The sequence below is a fragment of the Streptomyces sp. NPDC021012 genome, assembly GCF_044333355.1.
Taxonomy (GTDB): domain Bacteria; phylum Actinomycetota; class Actinomycetes; order Streptomycetales; family Streptomycetaceae; genus Streptomyces.
Genome location: NZ_JBIRQU010000013.1, coordinates 124,455 through 139,957 on the forward strand (window position 1 = coordinate 124,455; position 15,503 = coordinate 139,957).

The following is a 15,503-nucleotide window of genomic DNA, read 5'->3' on the forward strand; positions in this document are numbered from 1 at the left end:
CAATGGAGGTCGCTGTGTCCCCCAAGTACCCTCGACCGCAGCCCGGGCGTGAATACGTCCTCACCCTCTCGTGTCCCGACAGCGCCGGACTGGTCCACGCGGTGAGCGGCTTCCTCGTCAGGAACTCGGGAAACATCGTGGAAAGCCAGCAGTTCGACGATCGACTCCAGGGCCGTTTCTTCATGAGGGTCCACTTCGACGTCTCCGACCCGGACACGAATGCGAAAAACCTGCGTTACCGATTCGGTCCCGTCGCCGAGGCCTACCGCATCGACTGGACCCTGAGCGAGGCGTCGACCCCGACCCGGACGCTCATCATGGTGTCCAGGTTCGGCCACTGCCTCAACGATCTGCTCTTTCGCCGGCGCACCGGTGCCCTCAACATCGAGATCCCCGCGATCGTCTCCAACCACCGGGACTTCGAGGGACTGGCGGAGACCTACGGCATCCCCTTCCACCACATCCCGGTCACCAAGGACACCAAGGCCGAGGCCGAGGCACGCCTGATGGAGCTGGTAGGCGAGCTGGACATCGACCTGGTCGTGCTGGCCCGCTACATGCAGATCCTCTCCGACGACCTGTGCAAGCGGCTCGAAGGCCGCGCCATCAACATCCACCACTCCTTCCTGCCCAGTTTCAAGGGCGCGCGCCCGTACGAGCAGGCCTACGCCCGCGGCGTGAAGCTCGTCGGCGCGACGGCGCACTACGTGACACCGGACCTGGACGAGGGACAGATCATCGAGCAGGACGTGGTCAGGGTGGACCACTCGCTCGACCCCGGGGACCTGGTCACGGTCGGACGGGACGTGGAGGCACAGGTCCTCGCGCACGCGGTGAAGTGGCACAGCGAGAGCCGCGTCATGGTGTACGACAACCGCACGGTGGTCTTCCGCTGAGCGGTACGGCACGAGGGGGCGGGGCTGGTCTTCCAGCCCCGCCCCCTCACGCCGTACGACGCCCGTGTTCAGCTTCCGAGCCGGTCGATCACGGCACGGCGCCACCGTTCCGTCTCCGCGATCTGGTTGAACGTGAACAGGTGCAGCCCGGCCACCCCCGCCGACGGCGCGGTGAGCGCCTTCCCGCCGCGCGCCAGCAGTCTGTCGGGCGAGTAGCCGCCGGGTGTCGCGAACCGCAGGAACCACGAGGCGTGCCGGGTCAGGAAGCGCGTCGACTCGCCCACGCCGATCTTCGTCGCCATCGTCAGCAGCTTCGCCCGCTGCACGGGCCCCGCGACGCCCAAGTGGACGGGCAGGGTGACCTCCCGGCGCCGTATCCGGGCGATCCACTCCCCCAGCACCCGCGGGTCGAAGCAGAGGTTGCTCACGATGTACGTGGCGTGCTCGCGCTTGTCCCACATGGCCTGGATGGTGACGTCGTCGTGGATGAGCGGATGGCTCTCGGGATAACCGGTGACGCCGACGCGGGCGAAGGGCCGGCCCAGCTCGCTCAGCCCGCGCAGAACCGGCAGCGCCCCGTCGTAGGTCCCGGCGGGCGGATCGGCGTCGCCCGCGGGGACGAAGACGTCGTCCACGCCCGCCCCGCGCAGCCGGTCGACGACGTCCTTCAGGTGCGCCTCGTCCCGCAGCAGCCGCGCGGGCACGTGCGGGACGACGCGGTAGCCGTTCGCCGCGAGCCGCCCGGCGAGGTCGAGGGTCGGTTCCAGGCCCTTGACCGGCGACGCCGTCACGGTGACGACGACGTCGCGCGGCACATGGGCGAGGACCTTGTCCTCGGTCGCCTTCGCGGGCAGCACCTCGTAGCGGACGCTGTCGAGGAGCGCCCTCAGTCCGGCGGTGGCCAAGGTCTACCCGACCTGCTTCCGGGCGTCACGGAGGCGGTAGTACGCGGCCTTCGACGGCGCCTGCGGCTCCTTGCCGAGGATCAGGTCGGCGGCCTTCTCGGCGATCATCATCACCGGTGCGTAGATGTTGCCGTTGGTGACGTACGGCATCACCGACGCGTCGACCACGCGGATGCCTTCCAGGCCGTGCACGCGCATGCTGGTGGGGTCGACGACGGACATCTCGTCGGTGCCCATCTTGCAGGTGCAGGACGGGTGCAGGGCGGTCTCGCCCTCCTTGGCGACCCAGGCGAGGATCTCCTCGTCCGTCTCGACCTCCGGGCCGGGCGAGATCTCCCCGTCGTTGTACGGGGACATCGCGGGCTGGCCGAGGATCCTGCGGGAGACGCGGATGGCCTCGACCCACTCCCGGCGGTCCTGCTCGGTGGAGAGGTAGTTGAAGCGCAGCGCCGGGTGCTCGCGCGGGTCCCTGCTCTTGATCTTCACCGAGCCGATGGCGTCGGAGTACATGGGTCCCACGTGCACCTGGTAGCCGTGGCCGCCGGCCGGCGAGGAGCCGTCGTAGCGGACCGCGACCGGCAGGAAGTGGAACATCAGGTTGGGGTAGTCCACGTCCTCGTTGCTGCGGGCGAAGCCGCCGCCCTCGAAGTGGTTGGTGGCGGCCGGGCCCTTGCGGAACAGCCACTGCAGGCCGATGAAGGGGGCCCGCCATTTCGCCATGTACGGCTGCATGGAGACCGGCTGCTTGCAGGCGTACTGGACGTAGACCTCCAGGTGGTCCTGCATGTTCTCGCCGACGCCCGGCAGATCGTGTACGACGTCGATGCCGAGGGCGCTCAGCTCCTGAGCGTTGCCGACGCCGGAGAGCTGCAGCAGCTGCGGGGAGTTGATCGCGCCGCCGCACAGGATGACCTCCTTGGCGCGGACCCGCTGGAGGGCGCCCTTGCCGCGCTGGTACTCGACGCCGACGGCCTTCTTGCCCTCGAAGAGCACGCGGGTCACGAGCGAGCGGGTCCTGACGGTGAGGTTGGGCCGCTTCATGACCGGCTTGAGGTACGCCTTGGAGGCCGACAGGCGGCGGCCGCGGTGGACGTTGCGGTCGAACTTGGCGAAGCCTTCCTGCCGGTACCCGTTGACGTCGTCGGTGGGGGCGTAGCCCGCCTCCTGGGTGGCCTTGAAGAAGGCGTCGAAGAGCGGGTTGGTCGCGGGGCCGCGTTCGAGGACGAGGGGGCCGTCGTGACCGCGGAACTCGTCGTCCGGGTCGGCGGCGAGGCAGTTCTCCATCCGTCGGAAGTACGGCAGGCAGTGGGCGTAGTCCCAGGTCTCCATGCCGGGGTCGGCGGCCCAGCGCTCGTAGTCCATGGGGTTGCCGCGCTGGAAGATCATGCCGTTGATGCTGCTGGAGCCGCCGAGCACCTTGCCGCGCGCGTGGTAGATGCGCCGGCCGCCCATGTGGGGCTCGGGCTCGGACTCGTACTTCCAGTCGTAGAAGCGGCTGCCGATCGGGTAGGTCAGCGCCGCGGGCATGTGGATGAAGACGTCCCACGGGTAGTCGGAGCGGCCGGCCTCCAGTACCAGCACCCGGTTCGCCGGGTCCGCGGAGAGCCTGTTCGCCAGTGCGCTGCCGGCCGATCCGCCGCCGACAATGACGAAGTCGTATTGCAGGGGAGCCATAGTGCCTCGTCTCGCTCGCGCCGTAGATATGCGGGGCATGTTAATCAGGTATCGCAATGCGCACCAGGTTGCGAACAACGCAACTTGCGGGGTTTTAATTCGGGCTTCGAGGCTTGCGAGGACGTTGTTTACCGCGCGTATAGTTTCGCCATGAGCAACCACAGCCAAGACAGCGAAGCGTCGAACTCGCCGGCCGGTGGAGTGCAGTCGGTCGACCGCGCCATCAGCGTCCTCGAGATCCTGGCCCAGCGCGGCGAGGCGGGCGTCAGCGAGGTGGCCGCCGAGATCGACGTCCACAAGTCCACCGCGTTCCGCCTGCTCGGCGCCCTGGAGGCGCGCGGCCTGGTGGAGCAGGCGGGCGATCGGGGCAAGTACCGGCTCGGCTTCGGGATCGTCCGCCTGGCCGGTGCGGTCACCGGCCGCATCGACATCACCCAGCAGGGCCGACCGGTCTGCGAGCGCCTCGCCGAGGAGATCGGCGAGACGGTCAACATCGCCGTCATGCAGGAGCACTATGCGATCAACCTCTGCCAGGTACGCGGCCCCGGGGCCGTCACCGCGCACAACTGGGTCGGCCAGCTGACCCCGTTGCATGCCACCTCCAGCGGCAAGATCCTGCTGGCCCACCTGCCCGCCGAGGAGCGCGCCGCGCTGCTGGCCGAGGCGGGCCTGAAGAAGTCCACTCCGCACACCCTCACTTCGAGGACGAAGCTGGAGAAGAACCTCGCCGAGGCCCGCGAGCGCGGCTACGCGTGGACCCTGGAGGAGCTGGAGATCGGTCTGCATGCGATGGCAGCCCCGATCCGCGGCCGGGACGGCACGGTCATCGCCGCGCTCAGCGCCTCCGGGCCCTCGTACCGCTTCACCGAGGAGCGCCTGCACGAGCTCTCCCCGGTGCTGCTCAAGGGTGCGGAGGAGATCAGCCACCGGATGGGTTACATGGGCTGAGTCACCCCTGGGGGTTGCCCAGGCGCTCGTTCACCCAGTCGTGGAAGGCCCCGATATGGTGCTCGCTGGGCACCAGCACGCCGCCCTTGGCGTACATGCGGGAGCTCATGCCGGGCTGCGTGCGCTCGCATGCGTCGAAGTCCTGGCGGTTGACCCGGTCGAAGAGTTCCACGGAGCGGCTGACGTCCTTGCCGCTCTCGACGACGTGCGGGAGATAGAGCCAGTCGCACTCGACGATCGTGCGGTCGGCGGCCACCGGGTACATCCGGTGGAAGATGACGTGGTCGGGGATGAGATTGATGAAGACCTGCGGCTTGACGGTGATCGCGTAGTAGCGGCGGTCCTGCTCCTCCGTCACCCCGGGGATGCGGTCGAGGCCCTCCGAGCCGTCGACGGTGAAGCCCCGGATCTCCTCGCCGAACGCGGCGCCGTGGCCGACGTAGTACTGGGCCGCGTAGCCGTCCGCGAACTCGGGCAGCACCTCGGTGAGTTCGGGATGGATGGTGGCGCAGTGGTAGCACTCCATGAAGTTCTCGACGATGAGCTTCCAGTTGGCCTTGACGTCGTAGACGATCCGCCTGCCGACCGAGAGGTTCTCGACGCCGTAGCGCTCGATCGACTCCACGTCGCCGAGACGGGTGACGGCCGCGCCGATGACGTCCTCCTCGAAGGAGGGCGGGTTCTCCGCCAGGCAGACCCAGACGTATCCGAGCCATTCACGGACGGCCACGCCCACCAGGCCGTACTCGGTGCGGCCGACGTCGGGCATCTTGGTGAGGTTGGGCGCGGCGACGAGCTTGCCGTTCAGGTCGTACGTCCAGGCGTGGTACGGGCATTGGAAGGCGCGCTTGACCTCGCCGGTCTCCTCGGTGCAGAGCTTGGCTCCGCGATGCCGGCACACATTGAAGTAGGCGCGGATGGAGTTGTCCCTCGCGCGGGTGACGAGGATGCTCTCGCGGCCCACGTCGACGGTGCGGAAGGCGCCGGGCTTCGCCAGTTCCGAGGCGCGCGCGACGCAGAACCACATGGTCTCGAATATGCGCTCCTGCTCCTGGGCGAAGATCGCCGGATCCGTGTAGGAGGAGCCGGGGAGGGTGGCGATCAGACTGTCCGGCAGACCGGTCGATGTCACGGTGCACTCCTCTGGATACGTCGTGGAGGGGTCGTTCACGCGGTGAACTGCTTGCGCCAGCGGGTGAACAGCCGCGGCTGGTTCATCCCGAGGACGGCGACCGGCGTGCCGGCCCGCCGGTAGACGGCGAGGAAGCTGCGCTCGTCGGTGGCGCCTTCCTCGACCGTGACGCTGTCGGCCCCGGCGGCGTGGCCGACGAACTGGATCTTCACGCCGTACTGGTCGGACCAGAAGTACGGCGGCCGGGGCACGCCCGGCTCCGTCGCGCCGTGCGCGAGCAGCGCGGCCACGGCGGCGGCGGGCCGTTCCAGCGCGCCGGTCCAGTGCTCGACCCTGCGGTGGCTTCCGGTGTGCGGGTCGTACCAGTTGGCGCAGTCGCCGACGGCGACCACCCCGGCCAGGCTGGTGCGGCCGTCGGCGCCGCACGTCACGCCGTTGTCGAGCGCGACGCCGGAACCTTCCAGCCATTCGACGCAGGGGCGGGCGCCCACGCCGACGACGACGGTGTCCGCGGGCACGCTGCGGCCGTCCTCCAGCAGGACGGCGTCCACCCGGCGCTCCCCGCTCAGCCCCTTGACGCCCACGCCGCACAGCAGCCGTACGCCGTGGTCGGCGTGCAGCGCGGAGACGACGCCGCCCATGGTCTCGCCGAGCGGACCGGCCAGCGGGGTGGGGGCCGCCTCGATCACGGTGACGTCGAGGCCGAGGGCGTACGCGGTGGAAGCGACCTCGGCGCCGATGAAGCCGCCGCCGATCACCACCAGCCGTCCGCCGCGGGCCAGTTCGTCCCGCAGGGCACGGGCGTCGTCCAGGGTGCGCAGGGTGTGGACCCCGGCGAGGCCCTCGCTCCCGGGCAGGGTGAGCGCCGCCGCTCCGGTGGCGATGACGATGCCGTCGGCCCGCACGGTACGGCCGTCCGCGAGCCGCACCGACCGGTCGGCGCGGTCGAGCCCGGCGGCCCGGACGCCCAGCAGCCACTCGGCGCCGAGATCCTCTCCGTCCGCCTCAAGGGCGAGGTCGGCCTCGCCGATGCGGCCGGCGAGGAACTCCTTCGACAACGGCGGCCGGTCGTACGGGCGGTGCGGTTCGTCCCCGATGAGGACCAGCCGCCCGTCGTAGCCCTGCTTCCGCAGCGCTCGCGCGGCCGACAGTCCGGCCAGGGAGGCGCCCACGACGGCCACGGTCCTCACGCCGGGCCTCCGGCGCCGAGCCGGGCCGCGACACAGGGGGGCAGATGGGGCGCGGCCTCGGAGGGCCGCACGTAGATCATGCCGTCGTCGACGACCACCTGATGGGTCCGGACGGGCAGTTTGGCCGGCGGAGCGTCGACCGCCCCGGTCCGCAGGTCGAACTTGGAGGCATGCAGCGGACATTCGACCTCGCACCCTTCCAGCCAGCCGTCCGCGAGCGAGGCGTCCTGGTGGGTACAGGTGTCGTCGATGGCGAGGACCTCGCCATCCTCGGTGTGGAACACCGCGACAGGCGGCTCGACATCGAGCCGATAGGCCTCGCCGCGCGGCAGATCCGCGAGTCGGCACACGGGAATCATCATGACACCTCGGTCGCGTGCGTAGCGTATAGCGAAACGGATTGCGTTTTACGCAACTCAGTCTGGAGGTGGCCCCATACCTTGTCAAGGAGTCGAACGCGGCGGCGGGCAGGCGAAGAAGGCGGTCGCGAGCCTTGACGCGACAGGCCCGCCACCACTTCACTCTGGGGATCAAACAGTGCACTGCGTTGCGTATCGCGCAACTCACCTCCCCCCGACTTCCGGAGCCGATGCCGCATGCGCGTACCTGCTCGTCCCCTTCTCGCCGTGACCGCGGCCGTCCTGTCGGTGGTTCTCACCGGCGCCACGGCCACGGCCGCCCGCACCACCGCGGTCCCACCCGTCACGGCGGCGTCCGACACCTCCGGCCGGCCCACCGTCGAACTGGCCGACTGGCCCCGGGCCCAGGGCGACCGGCTCGAAAAGCTCATCGACAGGTTCGAAGGCCAGGGCCGCTACGCCGTCTTCGACGCCGACAACACCATCTGGCGGTACGACCTCGAGGAGTCGCTGCTGCCCTTCCTCGAAATGAAGGGCGTGCTCACGCCGGACACCGTCGACCCCTCGCTGCGCCTCGTACCGTTCCGGGCGGGCGAGAGCCTCTACGGCTACTACAACCGGCTCTGCGAGATCGACGACAAGGTCTGCTACCCGTGGATCGCCCAGGTGTTCTCGGGCCTGACGCTCGGCGAGCTGAAGCGGTACGTCGACGAGCTGTACGCCTACGGCAAGCCGATCCCGGTCAGCTACGACGACGCCGGCAGGACGGTGCACAGCACCGTGAACCCGCCGCACGTCTACGCGGGTCAGCGCGAGCTGATCCGCGGCCTTCAGGAACACGGCATCCGCGTCTACGTGATGACCGCCGCCCACGAGGAACTCGTGCGCATGGTCGTGTCGGACCCGAAGTACGGTCTCGGCGTCCCGCCGGAAAACGTCATCGGCGTCACGACGCTGCTCAAGGACCCCGAGACCGGCCGCCTCACCACCGCGCGCAAGCAGATCGAGCAGGGCACGTTCGGCGCGGAGTACGGCACCGAGCGCTACCGGCGGCAGGTCGTCACGCCCTATCTGTGGACCCCGGGAACCTGGTACGTCGGAAAGCTCGCCGGCATCCACGACTACATCGCGGAGTACGAACGGCCGGTCCTCGTCGCCGGCGACTCCCCCAGCGACTGGTGGATGCTCTTCTACTCCGACGCCAAAGCGGGCGGCGCCCGCCTGTGGGTCAACCGCAAGCAGGCGTACACCGACCGGCTGGAGGCTGAGAAGGAGAAGCGGTCCGCCGAGCAGAAGGCGGCGGGCGAGACCGTCGACGCGGACCGGAAGTGGGTGACGGTCAAGCCGGCGGAGATCGGCGGCTGACGGGCGAGGCAGGCGAAGGGGTGGGGAGCCGCGGCTCCCCGCCCCTTCCGCCCGTGGGCCTAGTCTTCTGAGTCAGGAATTCTGTTCAGATATGAGGCGAGGCGTTCGAGGATCTCGTCCGCGGTCTTGGTCCAGACGTAGGGCCTGGGGTCCGTGTTCCAGGTGGCGATCCAGGTCCGGATGTCCTGCTCCAGGGCCTGGACGGTCTTGTGGACGCCTCGCCGTATCTGCTTGTTCGTCAGCTCGGCGAACCACCGCTCCACCAGGTTGAGCCAGGACGACCCGGTCGGCGTGAAGTGCAGGTGGAACCGCGGGTGGGCCAGCAGCCAGGTCTTGATGGCCGGGGTCTTGTGAGTGGCGTAATTGTCCAGCACCAGGTGGACGGCGAGACCGGCTGGCACTTCCCGGTCGAGCTTGATGAGGAAATTCTTGAACTCCTCGGCCCGGTGGCGCCGGTGCAGGGAACCGATCACCTTGCCGGTGGCGACCTCCAGGGTGGCGAACAGGGTGGTGGTGCCGGCCCGGACGTAGTCGTGCGTGACGCGTTGCGGCACTCCGGGCATCATCGGCAGCACCGGCTGAGAGCGGTCCAGGGCCTGGATCTGCGACTTCTCGTCCACGCAGAAGACCAGGGCCCGCTCGGGCGAGCAATGCTCAAGACCTGTGGATCGGCCCCGGGCCGGACGCCAAGGGCGTACCTTCCCGAATGATCCCTTGAAGATGCCCGAGTAGGCCCGCGTTGCAGCGCGGGTCGGGAAGGTACGCCCGTGCTCAGCGTAGTCACCGACGACGGTTCCACCCAGTCCGGATCCCTGATCGACGAGATCGTCCGCGAGGGCGCCCGAAGGATGCTTGCTGCCGCACTGGAAGCGGAAGTCAACCAGTACATAGCCGAGTTGGCGGCTGAGACCGACCAGGACGGCCGGCGCCTGGTCGTCCGCAACGGCCATCACCGGCCCCGGACCGTGGTCACCGCGGCCGGGCCCGTCGAGGTCAAGGCTCCGCGCGTGAACGACCGCCGCATCGACGAGGCCACCGGCGAACGCAGGCGTTTCTCCTCCAAGATCCTGGCCCCGTGGTGTCGCAAGTCCCCGAAGATCTCGGAGGTGCTGCCGCTGCTCTATCTGCACGGCCTGTCCTCGGGGGACTTCGTGCCCGCACTGGAGCAGTTCCTCGGCGGCACGGCCGGGCTATCGCCGGCGACCGTGACCCGGCTGACAAAGCAGTGGAGCGACGACCACGCCGCCTTCCAGGACCGGGACCTTTCCGACCGAGACTTCGTCTACGTGTGGGCCGACGGCGTCCACCCGAAGGTCCGGCTCGGCCAGGCGCACTCGTGCGTCCTGGTCCTGCTCGGCGTCCGTCTCGACGGCACGAAGGAACTGATTGCGCTCGCCGAGGGACTACGGGAGTCCACCGAGTCGTGGGCCGACCTGCTACGCGGCTGCCGCCGGCGCGGCATGCGCGACCCCGAGCTCGTCATCGGCGACGGAGCGATGGGCCTGTGGAACGCACTGGCCGAGGTGTTCCCCGCCGCCCGGCACCAGCGCTGCTGGGTCCACAAATCCCGGAACATCACCAATGCCCTGCCGAAGTCGGCCCAGCCGAGCGCGACCAGGGCGATGCAGGAGATCTACAACGCCGAGGACCGCGCCCACGCCGAGAAGGCGATCGAGGCGTTCTCCCGCAGCTACGGCGCGAAGTGGCCCAAGGCCGTCGCGAAGATCACCGACGACGCCGAGGAACTGCTGGCGTTCTACGACTTTCCGGCCGAGCACTGGATTCACCTGCGGACCACGAACCCCATCGAGTCGACATTCTCGACCGTCAAGCTGCGGACCAAGGTCACCCGCGGGGCCGGCAGCCCGGCCGCGGCGCTCGCCATGGTGTTCAAGCTGGTCGAGTCCGCCCAGGCCCGATGGCGCGCGATCACCGGCGCCCACCTGGTGCCTCTGGTCCGCGCGGGCGCCAAGTTCGAAAATGGTGTCCTCGTCGAGCGGGCCGAGTCGCAGGTCGCCTGACACTGGGAGCGGATCCGCGGCACAGGCCGCGGGCGGGGATCGGGAGGAAAACCAACGGTGGCGATCTACTTCGAGCTCGTGGTGAACTTCGGCGACAACGTCGAAGCGGCGCAGGCCGCTGCCCTGACCGACCCCAGACCATTTGTGCTACGAGCGGGTACTCACCGCATCCCACTCCACCGGCCAATCCTGCGCACGGACGAGTCCTGCATCGAGCTCACGATCCTGCCCGTGGCAGTCGGTTTCGGCGTCGTCGCCGACGGCAGCCTGCCTAGAATCCGGCTCACCACCGCCGAGTTGACAGAGCTGGGGCACCAGCTCTACGCGCTGCTCGCAAAGTTCGACGGCTACATTGCCGCCAAGGTTGGGTGGGACCCGGAAAGCTTCCTGGACCCTGGCGATCTCAAGTCCGACTGGACTCCGGATGAGCTCAGCGACGGCAGTATTCACGGTCTGGTTCTCTCCGAGCAGCTGCACGCCGAGCTCGGCCTCGGTGACGACTACGTCATCTTCCAGCCTGGATACCGATGGATCCCCTACCGCGGGGAGAAGCCCGGCAGTCTCAGCGCGGACTGACTGCCACGTCGAGCCGTCATCCACACATATTGACAATTCCTCCGCTCGGGCGGGTCCAGGTAGAGGCCGACGACGTCGTGGACCTTGTCGACGAAGTACGGATCCGTCGACAGCTTGAACGCCTCCGAGCGGTGCGGCTGCAGACCGAAAGCCCGCCAGACCCGCGACACGGTCGACTGCGACAGACCCAGTTCCTTCGCCATCGACCGCGTCGACCAGTGGGTCGCGTTCTTCGGGGTGGACTGCAGGGTCCTGGTGACCAGCGCGGCCACCTGCTCGTCGGTCACCGACCGAGGGCCGCCCGGCCGGGGCATGTCGCCCAGGCCGGCGATCCGGTGCTCGACGAACCTCGACCGCCAGCGGCCCACCGCATGCGGCGTCGAGCCGAGCCGGGCCGCGACGTCCTTGTTGGAGGCGCCCTCCGCGCAGGCCAGGATGATCCGGCACCTCAGAGCCCACGCCTGCGGCGTGGAACGACGCCGCACCCATCCCTCGAGCGCGGCCCGTTCCTCACCGGACAGGATCAACTCGGCCTTCAGCCGCCCAGTACGTGCCACAGGGCAAGCCCATACATCTGAACAGAATTCCTGACTCAGAAGACTAGGGGCCTTGACCCCGAATCTTGGACACGGGTTATGCGGTTTGTGCCAGCGTAGTTGGTGTGAGTTGGAGGGCGTTCTCGAAGGCGATCGGTGATCGTTGTCCGAGGCGGGAGTGTCGGCGGCGGGTGTTGTAGCGGTGGAGCCATCTGAAGGCGTCTAGTCGGGCCTCGCGCTCGGTTGGCCAGCTCTTCCGTCCTTGCAGGGTCTCGCGTTTGAAGGTCGCGTTGAAGGACTCGGCGAGTGCGTTGTCCGCGCTGGACCCGACCGCGCTCATGCTCCGCCGAACCCCTGCTGACCTGCAGGCTTCGGCGAAGGACCTGCTCGTGTACTGGGCTCCGTGGTCGGTGTGCATGATCGATCCGGCGAGGCTGCCGCGGGTGCGGATCGCCGCGGCCAGGGCGTCGGTCACCAGGTCCGCGCGCATGTGTCGGCGATCGCCCATCCGGCCAGACGGCGCGATGCGAGGTCGATGACGGTCGCCAGGTAGCAGAACTTCCCGCCGTCGATGGGCAGGTAGGTGATGTCGCCGACGTACTTCGTGTTCGGCTCGCCTGCGGTGAAGTCGCGGCCGATCAGGTCCGGCGCCTTGGCGGCTGCAGGGTCGGAGACGGTGGTGCGGTGCCGGTGGCGCAACCGGACCCCTTCGATCCCGGACGCCCGCATGAGCCTGGCGACGCGCTTGTGGTTGACCGCCTCACCGCTGGTTTTCCGGAGCTCGGCGGTGATCCTCGGGGCTCCGTAAGTGCCGTCCGAATCGAGGTGCACCGCCCGTATCCGGGCGGCCGGGTGGACGTCGGCCGCCTGCCGGGCGCCCCGGTCCGTGGCTGTCCGGCGCCAGTAGTAGTAGCTCGAGCGGGCGATGCCGAGGATGACGCAGAGCCGCTTCACGCCGTGGCGGCGCTGGTGGTCGGCGACGAACTGGAAGCGGTTCACCAGCGCGTCTCCCCGGCGAAATACTTCGCCGCCTTCCGCAGGATCTCGCGTTCCTCCTCCAGATCGCGGACCTTCTCGCGCAGAGCGGCGTTCTCGGCCTCCAGCGGCGTGGGCGGCTCGGTCGGCGCCTCCGCCCGGCGGCCCCGGGGGCGGCTCGCGCCGGCCGCCCGGACCCAGTTCCGCAACGTCTCCGGGTTGATCCCCAGATCGGCGGCGACCGACCTGATCGTCGCCTCGGGCCGCGACTCGTACAGCGCGACCGCGTCCGCCTTGAACTGCGGCGGGTAGTTCTTCATGACCACGAGATGTCCGTTCTCAGATCCTCAGGATCCAGTGTCTCGTGTGTCCAACATCAGGGGTCAAGGCCCCCGCTGAACTGGCCCGGCATCCTCGACACCCTGAAGATCATCAAGGACGCGGGGATCGAGGTCATCGTCTGCACCAACGGCATCCCCCTGAACCGCCCGGTGTTCCTGCAGTCCCTCCTCGACCTCGGCATCGACGCGTTCTCAGTCTCCCTGGACTCCACCGAAGCCGAGTTCAACGACTGGATGCGGCCCGACCCGAAGGGCAAACACGGCTGGCAGGACGTCGTCGACGGCATCCGCGCCCTCATCGCCGCCCGCAACGAGGACGGTCCCCGGGTCGGTCTCTACACCGTGATCACCCGCCGAAACATCGAACAGGTGCCCGCGATGGGCCGCTTCGCCGCGGAGCTCGGCGCCGACTACTACGTGCCGCAGCCCATCGTGCTGCCTGACGACCACCCCCATCACGAGCAACTGTCGCTGCGCCCCGACGACACCGGCGCGCTCACCGACGCCTTCGCCGAGCTGTACGCCGCGGACCTGTCCCTGACGCTGCCGGAAGGCTCCTACCCCGGTCAGGTCATCGCTGGTGTCCCCCGGACGACGTCCAGCGTGGCGGGCTGCTTCGGCGGGCGCACGCTGCACTTCATCCAGCCCGACGGCGCGATCTGGGACTGCGTCTCCTCCCTGCGGATCGACGCCACCCCGGTTTCGGCCCACCGCACCATCCGCGGGCACAGCGCCGCCGACCTGTTCCCGGCCCCGACCGGTTGCGCGAGTGACTGCCCGCTGGCCTCCTACGAGTGCGTCAACATGTGGCCGCTCATGGGCTTCGACCGCATCCTCACCACGACCGCCCGGAGCTCAGCATGAACCACACCACACAGTCCGCGACGACGATGCGCGCCACTGCCCTGGGCCGCATGGCCGAGCTCCTGGACCGTAGCCCCGCCCCCGTCGGCGACGAGCACGCGCGTGCCTTCGAGGCCGAGCTCGCGGACCGCTTCGGCACCGCGCACGCCGTCGCCCTCTCCAGCGGCACCGCGGCACTGCACACCGCCCTGGCCGCCTACGGCATTGGGGCCGGCGACGAGGTCCTGGTGCCGGGCGCGTGCGTGGTGATGACCCTGGTCGCGATCCGGCTCACCGGCGCCGTGCCGGTCCTGGTGGACTCCGCAGCTGGCGAGCTGGACTTCGACGACCTCGCCGGCAAGACGAACCCGCGGACGAAGGCCGTCCTGCCCGTGCACCTGGCCGGCCGGTGCGCCGACCTGGCGCGGCTGACCGCCTACTGCGCCGACCGGGGACTGCGGCTGATCGAGGACGCCTGCCAGGCCGAGGGCACCCGGTACGACGGCCGGTGGGCGGGGACCTTCGGGGACGCCGGCTGCTTCTCCACGAAAGACGGCAAGCTGCTGTGGTCGGGTGAGGGCGGCTACATCCTCACGGACGACGCCGGGTTCGCCGCCCGGGCCCGCAGCTTCGCCACCCACGGGTTCCTGCCCGCCCCCGGCCAGCCGGCCGGCAGCCGACTCGGGCACAACTACCGGATGCCCGAGCCGGTCGCGATCATCGCCCGCGGCAACCTCGCCCGGTTCGACGAGCTCCTCGCCCTGCGCCGCCGGCAGACCCGGCACCTCCTCGACGCCGTCGCCCACGTTCCCGGCCTCACCCCGATCCCGCCGGACGCACGGCTCGACTGGAACGGCTACGCGCCGCTGCTGCGCGTGGAGCTGGAGCGGCCTCGGGAGTTCTGCGCCCGCCTCGCGGAGCAGGGCGTGGCCAACTCCGTCGGCACCTACGGTCTGACGACCGCCGACCGGCTGCCGTCCCTGCAGAGCCTGGGCCTGACTGCGTGCCCGGCCGCGCGAGCCGACCTCGATACGGCGCTGGCCGTCGTTGTCCACGAAGGAGACACCGAGGCGCGCCTGGACGAGATGGCGCGGATCATCACCGAGGAGGCATGCCAGTGGCGTTGACCGATCCCGCTCTGCTCGCGGCGACGTTCGTGGGCATCGACTTCGAGACGCTCAACCCGGCCGGGCGCCGGCCCGAGCCGATCGAGATCGCCGCCGTCGCGGGGAAGCTGACCGCGGACGGCTCCTGGCAGGAGGACGGGCGCTTCGAGCGGTTCATCCGGCCGCCGGACGGCGTGCCTTTCACGTCCTTCGACACCGGGCAGACCGGCATCACCGCCGCCATGATCCAGCAGGCCGACGGCGCGGCTGTGATCCTGGCCGCGCTGGAGGCGCTGCTCGCCCACCCGCCGTACGTTCTCTTCGCGCACAACGCGCCCTACGAGGCCGGGCTGATCTACGACCAGGAGCCGTCCTGCCCCGCGCTGGCCCGCCTGCCGATGCTCGACACCGTGCGGCTGGCCCGCGCCGTCTACCCGGACCTGTCCCGCCACCGGCTCGACGATGTGCTCAGCCACCTCGGCATGCCGCTGCCCGCCGGACGGCACCGCGCCATGCCTGACGTGCTGGCCACCTGCGGCGTCTTCGCGCGGATGGTCACCGACGGGGCGCGGGGTCGGCCGCTGGTCCACGCTCACCGATCTGCTCCGCGTGGCCGGTATCGAGCCGAAGGCCGTG

At 69.5% G+C, this 15,503-nt stretch carries 11 protein-coding genes and 5 pseudogenes; 8 read left to right on the forward strand and 8 right to left on the reverse strand.

Annotation, left to right across the window (positions count from 1 at the left end; genetic code table 11):
- Nucleotides 1-2: 2 nt before the first annotated feature.
- Nucleotides 3-896, forward strand: a complete 894-nt coding sequence (purU, locus tag ACH4TP_RS32785) for a formyltetrahydrofolate deformylase (protein ID WP_398439984.1) — start codon at nucleotides 3-5, stop codon at nucleotides 894-896.
- Nucleotides 897-964: 68 nt separating this feature from the next.
- Here the strand turns inward: purU and ACH4TP_RS32790 are convergent, their stop codons facing one another.
- Together ACH4TP_RS32790 and betA are read right to left on the reverse strand one after the other, a co-directional pair.
- Complete coding sequence (locus ACH4TP_RS32790; protein ID WP_398439985.1) at nucleotides 965-1,801, reverse strand: 5,10-methylenetetrahydrofolate reductase; 837 nt, start codon at nucleotides 1,799-1,801, stop codon at nucleotides 965-967.
- A 3-nt stretch (nucleotides 1,802-1,804) separates the two neighbouring features.
- The gene (gene betA, locus ACH4TP_RS32795) at nucleotides 1,805-3,475 is read right to left on the reverse strand and encodes a choline dehydrogenase (RefSeq protein ID WP_398439986.1); all 1,671 of its coding nucleotides are present in this window, start codon (nucleotides 3,473-3,475) and stop codon (nucleotides 1,805-1,807) included.
- A 150-nt stretch (nucleotides 3,476-3,625) separates the two neighbouring features.
- Between betA and ACH4TP_RS32800 the strand changes: the two genes are divergently transcribed.
- On the forward strand, nucleotides 3,626-4,423 hold the full coding sequence (locus ACH4TP_RS32800) for an IclR family transcriptional regulator (RefSeq protein WP_052499527.1): 798 nt from the start codon (nucleotides 3,626-3,628) through the stop codon (nucleotides 4,421-4,423).
- A 1-nt stretch (nucleotide 4,424) separates the two neighbouring features.
- Here the strand turns inward: ACH4TP_RS32800 and ACH4TP_RS32805 are convergent, their stop codons facing one another.
- The 3 genes from ACH4TP_RS32805 to ACH4TP_RS32815 are packed head-to-tail and all read right to left on the reverse strand — an operon-like array spanning nucleotide 4,425 to nucleotide 7,107.
- A complete protein-coding gene (locus ACH4TP_RS32805; protein WP_389233542.1) occupies nucleotides 4,425-5,555 on the reverse strand; it encodes an aromatic ring-hydroxylating dioxygenase subunit alpha in 1,131 nt (376 codons plus the stop codon).
- 35 nt (nucleotides 5,556-5,590) lie between these two features.
- Nucleotides 5,591-6,745 carry an NAD(P)/FAD-dependent oxidoreductase gene (locus ACH4TP_RS32810; protein WP_398439987.1) on the reverse strand — a complete coding sequence of 385 codons (1,155 nt, stop codon included), beginning with the start codon at nucleotides 6,743-6,745 and terminating at the stop codon, nucleotides 5,591-5,593.
- Complete coding sequence (locus ACH4TP_RS32815; RefSeq protein ID WP_398182895.1) at nucleotides 6,742-7,107, reverse strand: bifunctional 3-phenylpropionate/cinnamic acid dioxygenase ferredoxin subunit; 366 nt, start codon at nucleotides 7,105-7,107, stop codon at nucleotides 6,742-6,744. Before ACH4TP_RS32815 ends, ACH4TP_RS32810 begins: the two co-directional genes overlap by 4 nt.
- 264 nt (nucleotides 7,108-7,371) lie before the next feature.
- On the opposite strand from ACH4TP_RS32815, the gene ACH4TP_RS32820 reads away from it, so the two are divergent.
- Nucleotides 7,372-8,469 carry a haloacid dehalogenase-like hydrolase gene (locus ACH4TP_RS32820; protein ID WP_398439988.1) on the forward strand — a complete coding sequence of 366 codons (1,098 nt, stop codon included), beginning with the start codon at nucleotides 7,372-7,374 and terminating at the stop codon, nucleotides 8,467-8,469.
- A gap of 59 nt (nucleotides 8,470-8,528) precedes the next feature.
- Here ACH4TP_RS32820 and ACH4TP_RS32825 read toward each other — a convergent pair.
- A pseudogene (locus ACH4TP_RS32825) lies at nucleotides 8,529-9,131 on the reverse strand (IS630 family transposase); the annotation flags it as partial.
- 105 nt (nucleotides 9,132-9,236) lie between these two features.
- Here ACH4TP_RS32825 and ACH4TP_RS32830 point away from each other — a divergent pair.
- Together ACH4TP_RS32830 and ACH4TP_RS32835 are read left to right on the forward strand one after the other, a co-directional pair.
- Nucleotides 9,237-10,575: pseudogene (locus tag ACH4TP_RS32830) on the forward strand (IS256 family transposase).
- Nucleotides 10,548-11,066 (forward strand): hypothetical protein, encoded by a 519-nt coding sequence (locus ACH4TP_RS32835; RefSeq protein WP_398440032.1) that lies wholly within the window; start codon nucleotides 10,548-10,550, stop codon nucleotides 11,064-11,066. The pseudogene ACH4TP_RS32830 and the gene ACH4TP_RS32835 overlap by 28 nt, the downstream one beginning before the upstream one ends.
- Here the strand turns inward: ACH4TP_RS32835 and ACH4TP_RS32840 are convergent.
- Together ACH4TP_RS32840 and ACH4TP_RS32845 are read right to left on the reverse strand one after the other, a co-directional pair.
- Nucleotides 11,061-11,623: pseudogene (locus ACH4TP_RS32840) on the reverse strand (IS630 family transposase); the annotation flags it as partial. The gene ACH4TP_RS32835 and the pseudogene ACH4TP_RS32840 sit on opposite strands and share 6 nt — an antisense overlap.
- Nucleotides 11,624-11,699: 76 nt before the next feature.
- Nucleotides 11,700-12,903: pseudogene (locus ACH4TP_RS32845) on the reverse strand (IS3 family transposase).
- A 3-nt stretch (nucleotides 12,904-12,906) separates the two neighbouring features.
- On the opposite strand from ACH4TP_RS32845, the gene ACH4TP_RS32850 reads away from it, so the two are divergent.
- The 3 genes and pseudogenes from ACH4TP_RS32850 to ACH4TP_RS32860 all read left to right on the forward strand — a co-directional run.
- On the forward strand, nucleotides 12,907-13,782 hold the full coding sequence (locus tag ACH4TP_RS32850; RefSeq protein WP_398439989.1) for a radical SAM protein: 876 nt from the start codon (nucleotides 12,907-12,909) through the stop codon (nucleotides 13,780-13,782).
- Entirely contained in the window at nucleotides 13,779-14,888 is a 1,110-nt protein-coding gene (locus ACH4TP_RS32855; RefSeq protein WP_398439990.1) for a DegT/DnrJ/EryC1/StrS family aminotransferase, read from the forward strand. The genes ACH4TP_RS32850 and ACH4TP_RS32855 overlap by 4 nt, the downstream gene beginning before the upstream one ends.
- Nucleotides 14,873-15,352: pseudogene (locus ACH4TP_RS32860) on the forward strand (PolC-type DNA polymerase III); the annotation flags it as partial. The gene ACH4TP_RS32855 and the pseudogene ACH4TP_RS32860, both read left to right, overlap by 16 nt.
- Nucleotides 15,353-15,503 lie beyond the last annotated feature (151 nt).

Bases quoted from the DNA above. Each gene is read 5' to 3' on its own strand.
- purU (WP_398439984.1), top strand. From the start codon at position 3: ATGGAGGTCGCTGTGTCCCCCAAGTACCCTCGACCGCAGCCCGGGCGT.
- betA (WP_398439986.1), bottom strand. From the start codon at position 3,475: ATGGCTCCCCTGCAATACGACTTCGTCATTGTCGGCGGCGGATCGGCC.
- ACH4TP_RS32800 (WP_052499527.1), top strand. From the start codon at position 3,626: ATGAGCAACCACAGCCAAGACAGCGAAGCGTCGAACTCGCCGGCCGGT.
- ACH4TP_RS32815 (WP_398182895.1), bottom strand. From the start codon at position 7,107: ATGATGATTCCCGTGTGCCGACTCGCGGATCTGCCGCGCGGCGAGGCC.
- ACH4TP_RS32850 (WP_398439989.1), top strand. From the start codon at position 12,907: ATGTCCGTTCTCAGATCCTCAGGATCCAGTGTCTCGTGTGTCCAACAT.
- ACH4TP_RS32855 (WP_398439990.1), top strand. From the start codon at position 13,779: ATGAACCACACCACACAGTCCGCGACGACGATGCGCGCCACTGCCCTG.